Source organism: Coxiella endosymbiont of Ornithodoros amblus, from assembly GCF_019425495.1.
Classification (GTDB): Bacteria; Pseudomonadota; Gammaproteobacteria; order Coxiellales; family Coxiellaceae; genus Coxiella.
The window spans coordinates 1-15,134 of sequence record NZ_VFIV01000009.1 but is presented as its reverse complement, the minus strand read 5'-3'; the positions used below and the strand labels follow the sequence as shown (position 1 = coordinate 15,134).

Genomic DNA, 15,134 nt, shown 5'->3' with positions numbered 1-15,134 from the left:
TTAACGCGCTATCCACAAAAATTTAATGGCCCATACGAAATAGCCCGCTAACAATAAACAAACCAGAGTCTCTAAAACGAGCCGTATGGGTTTTTTTTTTACATAATCGGTAAAGATTGTCCACATGCCAACCCAAGCATGCCATAAAATGCTGAAAATAACGATAATGGTAAATATTTTCACTATTAAATGACTAAATAATGCGTGCCATTGAGGGTAAGAAATGGGATGGCGGACGAGCAAAAAAACGATGACAAAAACCGCATAAATACCGCTTAATAAGGCGGTAATCCGCTGAACGAACCAGTCACGATAGCCGCGACGACTAGTCCTATCTACCATATCCATACTCCTGCTAAAACAATGGCAATAAACGAAGCCACAAAAACGGCATAGGCACTAATTCGGCTTTCAGGAACGGATTCCCAAAAACCCAGATCCATGACTAAATGGCGTATGCCGGCGAATAAATGAAATAAAGTGGCTGATAGCATGATCCACACGGCCAGTTTTATCGAGCCGTTATGCAACAACAATTGGTGCAGATGATAAAATCTCTCCGCCGAAGCCGTCGCCCAATGTAATAGATAAAACATTAAGGGCATACATAGAAAGAGTACAAACCCAGAAATACGATGCCCGATCGATAAGATGGCCATTGGTGGAAAATGAAATTTCGTCAAATCAAGGTTGACAGGGCGCATGGTGTTCATACCATTCCTTATTTTTTCAATAAAAACATGAAGATAGTGAAAATACTTGCGTTGCAAACGCGTGCTGATTATAACGGGATTACATTCGGTAATGCAACTCTGCTTTAGCTTCTTGCTAAGTTTTGGTAACCAAGATAAGGGCTTCCTCAAAAAATATCCCTGGGAGTAGGATGGTTAAGGTTAGCCTAAGCTTGGGTTGTTTGAATTTCCATCAACAAACCCATAAACAAATAAAGGTAACTCCCATGTCTCGAACCCTTAATCACAATAATCCCAGACGCCACACCGATAATCTCGATGATGGTTTTTCTAATGACTTTAAATTGTCTTCTCCATCCTCCCGAATTCAGAAACCATATCCGATTCACATGGATTTTACAATAATCCTTCGAGTTTCTTCCCTCTTGTCAAAGAAAAGAACCTGCGCTTAGTGAGCCCTTCCCCTGCAATAATCATGCCTACCCTGCGGCAAGTCAAAGCGCCTCATCAAAAAAAGAAAAAGAACCGATGCTACGAAGGGGCTCATTTGATAGTTTTATTTCCGAACTGAACATTAATCTTAGCGAGGGGATACCTTTTCTTTTTTTGATGCTGCTTTTCGTTTTTATTTTGAAACTAAACTCCTGTGCCGGACCCCTACTATCATATTCACAGATTGCCTAAACTTTCTCAAGATGAAGGCGCTTTTGTTATTTAATTTTAAACTCACTAGTAATGAGTTTAAAAATATTTTAAAAGGAATTTCAAGATGGGAGATGAGGATACCGATGGAAAATACCACGAAAAAATGACGGGGGAATTAAGCCCATTAACACAATTAGTTATATTCCTGGGTAACGTAGAAAAAATGAATTTATTTTCTACGGTATTAGAAGGGCTTGGAGGAGAGCTTAAATTAATTTAAGCCTCGGATAATTTGAAACCTATTAATTCTTCACTGGATAAGAACTCAAGAAACAGAGATTCTAGCTTATCTTCCTAAATGCCGTTCGCAAAATGGCAACGAGGAACTTCGCTTCTGCCATTCTTTATCAGAAGAGAAACTGTCAGAAAACTCACCAGAAAAAAGTACTACCGACCTATCGATGTGGGCAAATTTTGAAAATCCCACTAAAATTCATTATAGTTACAAGCACCAGACCTGCCAGGAGCACGAATGAGCAATCGTAAAGCTAAACTTTCTTTTGAAAATCAGTCGGTTGAACTCCCCACTTATTCACCTACCCTTGGCAAGGATGTGATTGACGTAAAGACATTGGGCAATCATGGTGCCTATGCGCTGGATGTTGGTTTTTACTCTACAGCAACCTGTGAGTCAAAAATTACCTTTATCGATGGCGAGAAAGGTATTTTGCTGTATCGTGGGTATCCAATTGATCAATTGGCTGACAAATCGGATTATATGGAAGTTTGTTACTTACTTATGTATGGCGAGCTCCCAAACAAAGGAGAAAAAGAAAAATTTGTTCGCACGATTAAAGAACACAGCAGCGTTTATGAGCAAGTGACAAAATTTTTCAATGGCTTTCACTATGACGCCCATCCCATGGCGATGGTGCTAAGCACCATCGGCGTACTTTCAGCTTTCTATCATGATGCGTTAGACATCACTAAACCAGCCGACCGCGAATTATCCGCCATCCGATTAATAGCCAAAATGCCCACGCTGGCCGCTATGAGTTATAAATATTCCATTGGCCAACCGTTTATGCATCCTCGCCGGGCGATGAATTATGCAGAAAACTTTTTACATATGCTCTTTGGCACCCCTTACGAAAAGACAGAACCCGACCCCGTCTTAGCTCGCGCGATGGATCGTATTTTTATCCTTCACGCCGATCACGAACAAAATGCGTCAACGACTACCGTTCGAGTCGCCGGTTCTACGGGAGCAAATCCGTTTGCTTGTATTTCGGCGGGTATTAGTGCTCTCTGGGGCCCTGCCCACGGCGGTGCTAATGAAGCTTGTTTAAATATGTTGAGGAAAATTGGTGACGAAAAAAACATCAGCCAATATATTAAAAAAGCTAAAGACAAAAATGACCCCTTTCGTCTGATGGGCTTTGGTCATCGCGTTTACAAAAATTACGACCCCCGTGCCAAAGTCATGCAGAAAACCTGCTATGAAGTCCTCGATGCCGTTGGCCGCCACAATGAACCTTTATTTAAATTAGCGATGAAAGTAGAAAAAATTGCTCTAGAGGATGATTATTTTATCGAGAAAAAACTTTATCCAAATGTGGATTTTTATTCCGGTCTGACGCTAAATGCCATTGGCATCCCTTCTAATATGTTTACAGTAATTTTCGCATTATCACGAACAGTGGGCTGGATTTCACATTGGATGGAAATGATGAGCAGCCCTGATCATCGCCTCGCTCGCCCAAGACAATTATATACCGGCAAAATAGAGCGAGAAGTAGTCTCGTTGAATAAACGTCGAACATAACAGCACAAAAGAACTAAAGTTTCTTTTCCTAGATATAAACATCTGGTGAAGCAATGACGGGATCCACAGAGATGTTATTGGCAGTATTTGACGTATGGTTACCGTAATCGTAAAATCATACTCCGCAAATAAGCTAACCCATCGACACAAATTTCGCGCTAAAACCACCCCTAGAACTAGGGGCCCCATAAACTATGGTACGTTTGATCTTGCTAGGAAATGCCTCCACTCATCGTTGATTGTAAGACTGCGAAATCCTCCACCAATTTTGCATAAGAGGCACCCTATTTCAAATACAAGCGCAGAGCCAGTGTAATATCAATCCCAAAATTCCGATCAAACCGAGGTTACATTTTAAACACAGTGCGCTATCAATGACGGTGGCGGTGGTACTGTACTGCCAAAGCCCAGGAATAAAGAGCCGTTAAATCGCGCTTTTCGTGAGTTGCTCATCCCCGAAAAATTCAATCCAAAATAATACGGGCGAACAAAATGATTTGAACCCCCAACATGGACCCCATAATGCACCCCACTGCCAAATTCACTTTTGCACAATTCATTTCGCGATACCCCGTCATTGCGGTAAAGGTTCGTATCCGTCAGCTAACGTGCTCCCGCTCCCGGCGAGAGAAAAATATCCCCATAAAATTCCTAATGTGATTGATAACCAGACTCTTCTTCTCCTATCCATGAATCTTTCTCCTTTTATCATCGATAATCCCTCTCACAACCTAGATTGAAAAATTGAGGTTAACCCTAGGAGGGCCGGATAAGCATGAACACGGACATTTTGACGATAAGTATCGCCTCCATTACTCAAACTAAAATATTACTTTAATAATTATATTCAGTAAAAATGCCGAACCAAGGACAGAAATCATATCCCAACTCAAAACCCAAAAGATAGCCCCATCCATTTTTGTGAGTCGTCTGTTGAAGGCTAATGATCGGAGTTAAAGCAGCCGGGTTGAAAACCATCAATATGTGTCTAATTTTGGCGTAAGCCCCCTTTTATATAAACGCGGGTTCAAAAGGTAATGTTGACTCCTAGCTGAGCAGTTAAATCGAGATTACTTTTAATTCTAAATTGATTAATCAACTTAAAAATCAAATCTTCAATTGAGGGGGAAAGCAGGCTCGCGGCGGCTGCAGAATTTTCTGAATTTCCCATTGCAGCAAGCTCTAAACCAAAAAACCAAGGATTTGAAAAATAATAACGAAGACCGATATACCCATCCGCGGTATGTCCATTTTGATCAACATTACTAGCGAGATCGGAACGATAAAAGTTGGAGGCCCATCTCCTAAATACCTCCCTTCATATTCAAAATTAGCCACATAGACACCGCCGAAACTGCCAATATAAATCACCCATGGTGCCAGACGGTGGTATTCTGAACCCGCCCCCGCTAATGGGCTGCTATTTACCCAGAAGAAAGCGCGGAATAAGAGACATGAGGCCAGATATTTTAAGCGCTATTTAATATTCATGAACCTTATCTCCCTTTGTCATCGAACTTACGGAACTACACTGCAAACTCAAAATTGAGAACCAAGCGATAGTATAAGTACCCACTAGTACTTTTTGAGTGTAAACATCAACAAATAAGAATAGATGTTTCTCAATGTTTTTAAGTTATTTTCACATAATCATAATAATCGTATTGAGCAAAAAGACTCACGCCTCACTCAAGGTCTTCTGCAATTCCTAATCCTGTAAGATAACACCAGAGGTTTTTACTCAACTTCTGTTGGAAAACCGTTTGAAGTAAGTCAATACCGAACACACCCTTTGAGTAACTTTGTGCTTTAATTTGGAATATGAAACGCCCAATTTGCCATACATATGCCTGCGCGGAGTTATGTCTGTCCCTAAAATACTAGCAAGGTCGACATTAGAATTAATACGAAATTGCCTTTGTAACAACAAAGAGAGCCATTGGCCTAAAAATATAAATGATTTAATGGCTTCCCTGACGACTACTCTCTTGCGCACTCATTTCTAATCCCACATAAGAACGTTTAAGGTGATAGCGAACGCCTATTTGACTACCCCCACCATCACCGAATTTCTTGGTATAGTATGTATAATTTTGAACATTCAACCGTGAGCCGATGCCATAACTCGACTCATATTTGAAATGCGCCCCATAAATAGCCTAAAATACCAAGTGATGTTATCCACAGGTTAAAATAAGGAATTCTGGACCACCTGCAAAGGCGTTAATGCCAATAAGAGGGGAAAAATAAAAATTCTCGATGCGAGGGATCTCAAACTCCTTTTCATCTTCATCACCTTAAACTACTTTTAAAAATCCATTCTTTCCGCATCATAATTCATTATTCATGATAACTCAGTTATATAGGGTCTCGTTAAAATTGAGGATTACGCATTTGAAAAATGCTCATAACCTTTTTTCGCTATGTTTATGGGCCGGTTTTGTGGATCGATCACCGTCACACCCTTGCCTTGGATAATTTCTCCAATATAGCGACACTCGCAACCCAAGGAATGAAAAACTTCTTCTAATGGCTTGCTTCTTTCTTTTGGAACGGTAAAACAAAGTTCATAATTATCTCCACTGGCCAGCGCGTATTCCCACACTTTTTTTAGAGGGCAGTATCGTTTAAAGCTGTCCGATAACGGCAAGCGTTCGACGTAAATTTTCGCACCCACTTGGCTCGCTCGGGCGATTTTTTCAAGGTCCGCCACAACGCTATCGGAAATATCGATTGCCGCACTAGCAATTCCCCGCAACGCCACACCCGCTTCAATACGAGGAGTGGGACAGTTTAATTGCGCCAACAAAAAAGGATCTATTTTTTTATGTTGTTTTAATAACGCCAATGCTAAACCCGCGTCCCCTACCGTTCCCGTTAAGTAAATCAAATCTCCGACTGTCGCGCTGTTACGGCAAATCATTTCATTCTTTGGAATTAAACCCGTAGCCGTAATTGAAATGCAAAGCGGGCCTTCTGTCACATCACCCCCGACGAGCGAAACTTGATAACGATCCGCCAGCAAAAAAAAACCTTCTGCAAACGCTTTCAGCCAAATCTCATTCGTTTTTTGAATGGTTAAAGCGAGTAAAGCCGTATGGGGAGTAGCGCCCATGGAAGCGATATCGCTCAAACTAACAGCTAAAGCTTTATATCCTAAATCACGCGGCGGTGTATTTATTGGAAAATGCACTCCTTCCACTAGGGTATCCACAGAAATGACAACCTGCTGTTCCTTAGGTATTTCAATCACCGCAGCATCGTCACCGATTCCAACCACTACATTCTTCGCTTGCTTTTTCGGTCGGTGAAAATAATTTTTAATAATCGTAAATTCTGTTAAAGGCATGAGAGAGTTATACCACAAAGAAATACGGGCTAAAAAATCTTAAATTCTAATGCATGTCAATAGCTTAAGCCAGAATTAATTGTAAGAAATAGTTGACAGTAGATATGAGAATAGAAATAATTTAATTGTTTATTATTTTAAATAATAGACAGTCCCCAAGTGAATGGACAGGAATAATAGGGACAAATTTTATAACTTCACCTAGTTCAAACCTTAAAACGCTAATGACCTCGCTCCAAATCAACGCGAGTGAGTTAGCCTGACGAACGGGGATCGCATAACTCATCATTCACCGATTATCAACGGGACAAAATACTAACCCTAAGTTAGCAACGATAAAACCTATCGCTCGCTATTTTATGGTGAATATTAGCCAGCTGATTGGTGAAGAACCCATTTCTAGCGATCAGTCCTCTGAAGTAACAGGGAGTTATCGCGCATGGAACCGTGTGCCTTTAGTCTCCTGGAAGGATGCCACTAGTTGAGTTGGCCCGAAGCTTTACCTCATTATCAAAGTTCGGACGAAGTTATGTATGTGTTGCCATCAGGGATGTGCGACGGAACCTTTATTTCCAAACGGAACTACAATTATTGTAGAACCCGAACGCACAAACCCAAGGATCGAGACTTTGTGGTTGTACGCTTACAAGGAAGGAGAACCAAAAGCCCGCTTGAGGCAAATCATTACAGAAGGTACGATCGCTACTTAAAATCATTAAACCCCGATCTTGAAAAGCTAGAAGTCGCGCGTTTAGCAGAAGAAGACTAATTTCTTGGTGTGACGACTCAGGCTAAGATCGATTTTCTCCGTTAAAAAATTATCCGCCATAATTGGAACCGGCCGATAATTTTTGATGATGCAGTGTTTGAGAATCTCAACGAAATTTCTTATTGCGCTTTCTAAACTTTTTTGGACCATGTGGTCCTCTACCTCTTGGCATTTTATACCCCCTTTCTTATCTCAGAACTTAATACATCCAAAACAGCATTGACATATTTGTGCCCTGCTTTGGCCCCGAATTCTTTCACCAATTCCAGTGCTTCGTCAATCACTACTTTATATGGTACCTCCTTCCGATGAAGAAACTCGTAAATTGATAAGCGCAACACCGATAATTCGACTGGATTTAACGCGCTAATATTCCTGTCCAAATGAGCCGTCATCAGTTCATCAATGACGCCAACCTGCTGAATCGTCCCTGTGACTAACTCTTTAAAATAAGCCACATCCGTATCCAAAAGCTTGTGCTCTTCCATAAATTGACTAATCAAAGCGTCCGCCTTCGTTTCGCAAAAGGACCATTGGTAAATCGCTTGGAGAGCATAGCGCCGCGCATTATGGCGAATTTTATTTATCATGAGATGTCTTCTGTTGTTTTTGCAAGCGGCGAATTTCATCACGGAATGCGTTAATATCCTGAAAACTTCGATAAACGGAAGCAAAACGCACGTAAGCCACTTCATCCAACGCTCGTAATTCATCCATCACTAATTCACCTAGCCATTGAGAACTTACTTCACGCTCCCCCCGTGCTCGTAATTTATGAATAATCCATTGGACAGCCGTCTCAATCTGTTCAGTACTGATCGGCCGTTTTTCTAAAGCCTTTAATAATCCAACACGCAATTTTTCTTCATCGAAAGCGCTGCGCCGACCGTCTCTTTTGATAATCCGAGGTAGATTTAATTCAGCCATTTCAAATGTCGTAAAACGCTCTTGACACTTTAAGCATTCACGCCGCCGACGCACTTGCGTACCCTCTTCCACTAACCGGGAATCGATGACCTTCGTGTCTTCGGCATTGCAAAAAGGACAATACATCAGTCGATTTCCTGATACACCGGAAATTTCCGACACAATTCATGGGCTTTTTGTTTGACATCGGCGATGACTTTTTCGTTATGAATATCATCTAAAATATCACAAACCCAATGCGCCAATTGAGAAGCTTCTTTTTCTTTAAACCCTCGGGTGGTAATAGCGGGAGTGCCAATGCGAAGGCCGCTAGTCACAAAAGGCGAGCGGGTTTCACCGGGAACGGTATTTTTGTTAACTGTAATATTAGCTCGTCCTAAAGCCGCTTCGGCTTCTTTGCCCGACATGTTTTTATCTAACAAACTCACTAAAAATAGGTGATTTTGCGTTCCGCCCGAGACAATCGCATATCCGCGCTCCTTCATCACATCCGCCATTGCCTTAGCATTTTTTAAAATCTGTCGCGCATAAGTTTTAAATTCCGGTTGCATCGCTTCTTTGAAGGCGACTGCTTTTGCCGCAATAATGTGCATCAATGGTCCGCCCTGAGAACCCGGAAATACGGCAGAGTTTAAGCGTTTTTTAAGTTCAGGGTTGGCCTTTGCTAGAATTAAACCCGCACGAGGGCCTCGTAATGTTTTATGCGTCGTTGTCGTCGTAACATCAGCAATTTGAACCGGCGAAGGGTAAACTCCGGCGGCTACTAAACCAGCTACATGCGCGATGTCAGTCATAAAATAGGCGTTAACGCTATCCGCGATTTCACGAAAACGTTGCCAATCGACGACGCCCGAAAAAGCAGAAAATCCAGCTAGGATAACTTTTGGTTTACGCTCTTGCGCTAGTTTGGCCGCTTTTTCGTAATCAATATCACCATCCGAATTTAAACCGTAATGCACGGCTTTATAGAACTTACCTGAAAAACTGACGGGAGAGCCGTGGGTCAAATGGCCTCCATGCGACAAATCCATGGCAAGTAAAGTATCGCCTGGATTCATTAGTGCCATATAGACCTCCGCATTGGCTTGCGAACCCGAATGAGGCTGAACGTTCGCATAATCCGCGCCAAACAGTTCCTTTGCCCGATCAATCGCCAATTGCTCGACAATATCGACAAATTCACAACCACCGTAATAACGCCTGCCGGGATACCCTTCGGCGTACTTATTAATCAATAACGAACCCTCAAGTTCTAACACGCGCGGACTGACATAGTTCTCCGAGGCAATCAACTCTATGTGGTGCTCCTGTCGTCGCGCTTCGTCCCGAATTGCTTCTGCCAATTCGGGATCGAAACTCTCTACAGTCGACGTAGGCTCGTACATGACAAACTCCTGCCAATGACTGAAAGCTGCCATTTTACCTGGACTCTGTCTCATGGGGAAGTGTCCAATAAGTCTATATGTTTCGCTCTGAAGACGGGGCCAAAAAAGATGATTCATCTATATTTCGAAACAATGAAGAAAATATCTCTTTCTGGAAATGGCGAAGGAAAATGATAAATCAAACGATGATGCTTTTGATTTTACGGCCACTCTCTAAGAAAAATAGTAGTCGTGTGTAGCGAAACGAAATACCGGAAACTAAACATAATCCTGTATTTCGCTACGTTTCATACAGACTACCAGTTTTTCTTAATAATTGTAATTTAATACACTCTGCAATTTATCTGCCGCCACGATTTCCATCCCTTCCGAAAAATCTTTAGGCGCATTGGCTTTGGGAACTATCGCGCGTCTGAAGCCGTGTTTTTCCGCTTCTTTAATTCGTTCTTGTCCACTCGGAACCGGACGAATTTCACCAGCGAGGCCAACTTCCCCAAAAACGATTAAATCTGGAGGTAATGGCTTACTTCGTAAGCTCGATAACACCGCTAATAAAACAGGAAGATCAGCGCCCGTTTCCACAATGCGTAGACCGCCGACGGCGTTAACAAATACGTCTTGGTCATAGGTAGGAACGCCACCATGGCGATGCAATGTGGCTAATAACATGGATAAACGATTCTTCTCTAAACCGACGGTGACTCGGCGAGGATTTGCAAGATGGCTTTCGTCCAGTAAGGCTTGCACTTCCACAAGCAAAGGGCGGCTGCCTTCCCACGTTACAGTAACCACGCTTCCAGAAACCGCTGTTTCATAGCGCGATAAAAAAATCGCCGATGGATTATTCACTTGTTTCAATCCCGCGTTAGTCATTGCAAATACGCCAATTTCATTAACAGCGCCAAAGCGGTTTTTAACCGCGCGAATAACACGAAAACGACTGTCATTTTTCCCTTCAAAATAAAGGACGGTATCGACCATGTGTTCTAAAACGCGAGGGCCTGCAATAGCGCCTTCTTTAGTCACATGGCCCACGATAAACAAAGCGATTCCTTTTTGTTTCGCAAAACGCACCAATTGCGCTGCACTTTCCCGTACTTGACCTACTCCGCCAGGCACTGAAGGAACGGTCTCAGTGTACACCGTTTGGATGGAATCGATTACCATCACTTGCGGATGCGATTGTTCCGCCAGCGCTAATATTTTCTCGATATGAGTTTCTGCCAACAGGGTTAATTTATCTTGAGGTAATTGCAGTCGCTGTGCTCGCAATGCAATTTGTTGCAATGATTCCTCACCACTGATGTATAAAGTGGAATAATTTCTGCTAATTTCACACAAAATTTGCAGCAATAAAGTGGATTTACCCACACCTGGATCACCACCGATTAATACCACCGAATCAGAAACTAACCCTCCACCAAGGACATGATCAAATTCTGCAAGTCCCGTTGCCAACCGTGGTTTGGATTGCATGCTAACGTTGCCTAGCAAGACAGGAACAGACTGCGCACCCGCAAATCCACCTCTACGATGTGTGGATTTTTTAACAGCCACTTCTTCAACAATGGAATTCCACTCTTCACAATCACGACACTGCCCTTGCCATTGCGCGTATTGCGCACCGCAATATTGGCAGGAAAAAATAATTTTTCTTTTAGTCATAGAAACGCTTACGACGGAGGTTGCTAAAATAAGGTTTTAACAAATGAACCAGGCCCTAAAAGGGTTTGAATCCATGCAGAGTTTGTTAAGCAGACTTCGATATCACGATGAATAAACCCACGACCATTTTAAGTTGGCAACTTAAAATGGTCAACAGAAGTAGCCTTAATTGGGAATTCTTTCCATTTTGGCTTGTTTTTTTATTAGTCTTAATTTCTAAAAACTCTCGCCGTCCTGCAAAGGTGGGAATGACGAAGTTTAAAATTCGAATGGCTGGGATGTGGATAATGATAGGGGTCAGCGCGCCTCTATTCTCTTCCTAACAACAATCGAGCCGCTTCTTTAGCAAAATAAGTAGTAATAAAAAATAAGTAATAACAAAATCCGCTGGCGCGTTTAATAGCCAAAAACTTCCATCATTACTTGTGTTTCATCGAGCCAACCACGGGGGCGGAGACTTTGATCATGCCGAATTCTCCGCTGACCTGGTAAGCACTGAATGGAATGTGAGTTTAACCATTAAGAAATCCGCGCACTCAGCTACGTCCAATTTGGCTTCGCGAAAGGGGCCGTAAAAACTGGATGCGTATTTAACCACATAACTGAGAACAGGAATCCCTGTGAACCCCATATGATTCAGCCCCCGACGGATTGCCTGAACCATGCCGTCCATCATACTACTTGGAGCAATCACATCAGCACCAGCGCGAACTAAACTGGTGGCTTGAGCCACTAATACTAAATAATTTAAGAGCGTTGTCATTATCGACATCGTCATTACTACGAATATTTTTAGACACAACACCACAGTTACTGTGATCAGTATATTCGCAAAAACACAAATCCGCAGCAATTAAGAGCCGCGGTGCTTTATTCTTAATTCGCTGAATTGCCCGCTGAACAACATCATCGGGCTGAAAGGCTGAGGAACCTGTTGCATCTTTAAAATCGGGTATGTCGAACAAGATAATCCCCGGTAATTGAGAAGCCTCAATTCGTTCAACTTCTTCATCCAGCTGATCAACGCTCCACTAAAAATGCCCGGGTATCGAGCTTTTGATTTTCTGTCCCACTCGCACGAATGAAGGCAGAATCATATCTTTTACGCACAAACGATGTTCACTAATTAATTCGCGAAGTTGCGAGCGCTGGCGCAAACGGGGGAGCCGAACCTCAGGCAGGGAATCAATAGTCATCGCGTAGTGATTTTCTTTTATCGAATGATCTTCCATTGTCCGTCTGGCATACGACAAGCTGTCCCGTAGGCTTTCTTGGTTTGACCGCCTATCGTAACTAAAGTTTGGTATTCCCGGCAATAACGGTGGTGTTGATGATATTGACGAATCGGACGAACGGTATAAGTCACGTCGTGACTATTAGTCCAACTGGCTTGCTGGCCAATCGGCGTGTTCGTCACTGCACGAGCTATATTAATACGATCTTGTTCATCCATTCGTTTACCGACGAAATTACCAACAACGCCGCCGATCAGCGCACTGCCAAAAACACCGATCCACGCTCCCTCCCCATGAAAGAAAGCAGCTCCTAACAATCCACCCACTGCTGTCCCAGCAAGGGTCCCCCCAGGAACGTTGTTGCCAGGCGTACAGCCCGTCAAACCCACGGCTAACATGGCCATTGCTCCAATAGTTGCGATTTTCTTCATGGTTTTCTCTCTTTATTTTTAAGTAAAGAAGTCAATCAACCGGTTATCCACACCGACAGACAATTTTTTCAAAAGGATACCGTGTTTCCAATCCTTGATCAATATGCAGCACTCAGGAAAAGCCCTTGGAACGTTTGAGATTAACTGTTCAAAGTAGCTCAATAGCGTTCGATATTTACGTTACTGTCTTGCTTCACAATTGCTTAAAGCGCTTAGTTGAAGGAAAGGAAAATCGTCAGAATATACTTTCCCTTTTCTACTCACGAAGTTTTTCAAAAGTCTCTCAATATCCCGTTGATTATTTAGCGGTTGAGTTTGTAAATGGATACAGCGGTTGGCTAAAGCCGGACTCAATTCTCGACGCCCACCGCCAATGCTGCGGATTCCCGCTAAAAAAACCATAAAACTAGGTTGCCTAGGTGGTGCTCTCGTGTAAGGCTTATTCCCGATAAAACACTATTCAATATGCGCTCTAAGGAATCGCTATAGCTATTCATCGATCCAAATGCTTCTTCCCTTCTCAAAGGCCTTCAAAATCTTTTGCTCTAATTTTAGATAAATTTAATTCGATTAATTGCTAACACATAACGTATCAATGCAGTCTTACCCGTTCCCGGCAAACCTTTCCTTAAGCGCTGTGCTTTTTGCTCGTCAGGATTTAGTACTTCACCCGCCAGAACATTTTTACGAGGAGTGCTATTCTGATTGAGACTTTCCTCACACACCGACGCTAAGTTGGCGTGCGATATAAAAACAATGTTATCATTTTCTATCCGATCAATATAATCGAATGGAAACTTGCTTTTGATTTCGCTGGCTTCAACAAGATTCTGAAAAATTGAAGTTCTTTCGAAAATTGAAAAGGAAACTTTATATTACTTATCCGCTCTTCACAGTAGGCCAGCAAAGTCACGCGATGCACATTCTCGCAATCAATCCCAGCGCGTCTAATAAAGTTCGAATACAAGCGATCGAAACCCCTTAAATATCGATAAGCAAAAGCGCCGAATATTGTTTTACTTTAATTTTTTTGATAAAGTCATCAAATGAATTGCTTTCTTCAGCCTATAAAGTTAGCCGAACAATAAATTGTGTATTTTGTTTTACGTTATTCTCACCGGTTTTTAGGAAGGTAGTGTAGAAATTCTCTAATTGTTAGTAAGTGTTTGAAGAAAATAATTAATTAGATTAAGTACGGTTAATGGAAAAAATAATCGACACTTCTCCTGACTTGATCAGGAAGGCAGCACACGAAGTATACAAATTCTTTAGGAAGAAAAATCCGAGAACTGATTTTCTTAAAAAGATAGAATTTCATCGCCGCTTCCAGACAGGCTGGCATGCAAGGAACAATTCCCTTCTTTGTATTATCTTTGAACTCATCAAATAATGACTTTTTACATATTATCGGGGCAGGCCATATCACACGCACCAATCAAGATCATGATCGTCTAGAATCATATGTTTGAACCCTTCAAGCACTAATATTTTAGTGTTTTTGTTAGGGCAGGCTTTTATACAGTCTGCAAACTGTCACGCTAACAAAAGCGGTTGTTCCATTATCGAGATGAGCATACTCTTCCCCACCACAATTTTCCCAATTAACTCTCCGTTAATCACGTAAACAGAATCCTGGGAGCCATGATAAATAGCAGCCAACTGTTCAAATCCTCTCTCGATGAAAAATCACACAGGTTATCCATCGGTTTGTGCGCTAAAGGGAAGGTAATCCTTTTTACTGTTGGCCGATCGCCCTCTTCCTGCGAGACATATAATAAAACCTATTACATTGAACCAATACAAAATCTTTTTAAAATATTCAATCTTCCTTAACTCTGATGAGGCTTTTCCAGTAATTAGCAAAGTTTTTAATTTCAAGGTGAAGCTAATGGCGCTGTAGCGTTTTGCCAGGGACGATTCTGGAGGGTTTTGTGAAGAGTCTAAACACACCACTAGCGATAGCGATATAAGACTTATCAAAAATATAGCAGCCAAGAAAAGCTCCTGAAGCAAGGTGATATTTTGTAATAGAGACGGTTATCTTTTAACAAAGCTTAATTTCTTTCTATAGCTAATATTAATACACAAGTCAAAAAATAATAAAAAACAACCCAATGAAAAGTGCGCTCTTTAAAGGGGGCGTTATAATGCGCCAACACAGAATTTCTATTTTAAATAAAGAGCAGGTGATGAAAGATATTAAAATACTTG

Annotated in this window: 13 protein-coding genes and 3 pseudogenes; 3 read left to right on the top strand and 13 right to left on the bottom strand. The window is 41.9% G+C overall.

What is annotated here, in order from left to right; genetic code table 11:
* Complete coding sequence (gene sdhD, locus FIV31_RS02265) at positions 1–348, bottom strand: succinate dehydrogenase, hydrophobic membrane anchor protein (RefSeq protein ID WP_280123650.1); 348 nt, start codon at positions 346–348, stop codon at positions 1–3.
* Positions 336–713, bottom strand: a complete 378-nt coding sequence (sdhC, locus tag FIV31_RS02260; RefSeq protein ID WP_280123649.1) for a succinate dehydrogenase, cytochrome b556 subunit — start codon at positions 711–713, stop codon at positions 336–338. Before sdhC ends, sdhD begins: the two co-directional genes overlap by 13 nt.
* A gap of 748 nt (positions 714–1,461) precedes the next feature.
* Here sdhC and FIV31_RS02255 point away from each other — a divergent pair.
* Entirely contained in the window at positions 1,462–1,617 is a 156-nt protein-coding gene (locus FIV31_RS02255) for a hypothetical protein (protein WP_280123648.1), read from the top strand.
* Between the two features lie 252 nt (positions 1,618–1,869).
* Positions 1,870–3,162: a citrate synthase gene (gltA, locus tag FIV31_RS02250; RefSeq protein ID WP_280123647.1), complete on the top strand. Its 1,293-nt coding sequence runs from the start codon at positions 1,870–1,872 to the stop codon at positions 3,160–3,162.
* A gap of 731 nt (positions 3,163–3,893) precedes the next feature.
* Here the strand turns inward: gltA and FIV31_RS02245 are convergent.
* Together FIV31_RS02245 and thiL are read right to left on the bottom strand one after the other, a co-directional pair.
* Positions 3,894–4,626, bottom strand: a pseudogene (locus FIV31_RS02245) (outer membrane protein).
* Positions 4,627–5,548: 922 nt separating this feature from the next.
* The gene (gene thiL, locus FIV31_RS02240; RefSeq protein ID WP_280123646.1) at positions 5,549–6,511 is read right to left on the bottom strand and encodes a thiamine-phosphate kinase; all 963 of its coding nucleotides are present in this window, start codon (positions 6,509–6,511) and stop codon (positions 5,549–5,551) included.
* A gap of 125 nt (positions 6,512–6,636) precedes the next feature.
* Between thiL and FIV31_RS02235 the strand changes: the two are divergent.
* Positions 6,637–7,280: pseudogene (locus FIV31_RS02235) on the top strand (S24 family peptidase).
* A gap of 173 nt (positions 7,281–7,453) precedes the next feature.
* Here FIV31_RS02235 and nusB read toward each other — a convergent pair.
* From nusB to FIV31_RS02190, 9 genes and pseudogenes are all read right to left on the bottom strand, one after another.
* Positions 7,454–7,870 (bottom strand): transcription antitermination factor NusB, encoded by a 417-nt coding sequence (gene nusB / locus FIV31_RS02230; protein WP_280123645.1) that lies wholly within the window; start codon positions 7,868–7,870, stop codon positions 7,454–7,456.
* Positions 7,860–8,333: a transcriptional regulator NrdR gene (nrdR, locus tag FIV31_RS02225; RefSeq protein WP_280123669.1), complete on the bottom strand. Its 474-nt coding sequence runs from the start codon at positions 8,331–8,333 to the stop codon at positions 7,860–7,862. The genes nusB and nrdR overlap by 11 nt, the downstream gene beginning before the upstream one ends.
* The gene (gene glyA, locus FIV31_RS02220) at positions 8,333–9,592 is read right to left on the bottom strand and encodes a serine hydroxymethyltransferase (RefSeq protein WP_280123668.1); all 1,260 of its coding nucleotides are present in this window, start codon (positions 9,590–9,592) and stop codon (positions 8,333–8,335) included. Before glyA ends, nrdR begins: the two co-directional genes overlap by 1 nt.
* Positions 9,593–9,901: 309 nt before the next feature.
* Positions 9,902–11,257: a DNA repair protein RadA gene (gene radA / locus FIV31_RS02215; RefSeq protein ID WP_280123644.1), complete on the bottom strand. Its 1,356-nt coding sequence runs from the start codon at positions 11,255–11,257 to the stop codon at positions 9,902–9,904.
* A 308-nt stretch (positions 11,258–11,565) separates the two neighbouring features.
* Positions 11,566–12,453: pseudogene (locus FIV31_RS02210) on the bottom strand (porphobilinogen synthase).
* Between the two features lie 17 nt (positions 12,454–12,470).
* Positions 12,471–12,923, bottom strand: a complete 453-nt coding sequence (locus tag FIV31_RS02205; protein WP_280123643.1) for an RT0821/Lpp0805 family surface protein — start codon at positions 12,921–12,923, stop codon at positions 12,471–12,473.
* Between the two features lie 180 nt (positions 12,924–13,103).
* Entirely contained in the window at positions 13,104–13,325 is a 222-nt protein-coding gene (locus FIV31_RS02200) for a hypothetical protein (protein WP_280123642.1), read from the bottom strand.
* Positions 13,326–13,474: 149 nt separating this feature from the next.
* A complete protein-coding gene (locus FIV31_RS02195; RefSeq protein WP_280123641.1) occupies positions 13,475–13,648 on the bottom strand; it encodes a hypothetical protein in 174 nt (57 codons plus the stop codon).
* Positions 13,649–14,456: 808 nt separating this feature from the next.
* On the bottom strand, positions 14,457–14,582 hold the full coding sequence (locus FIV31_RS02190) for a hypothetical protein (protein WP_280123640.1): 126 nt from the start codon (positions 14,580–14,582) through the stop codon (positions 14,457–14,459).
* Between the last annotated feature and the right edge of the window lie 552 nt (positions 14,583–15,134).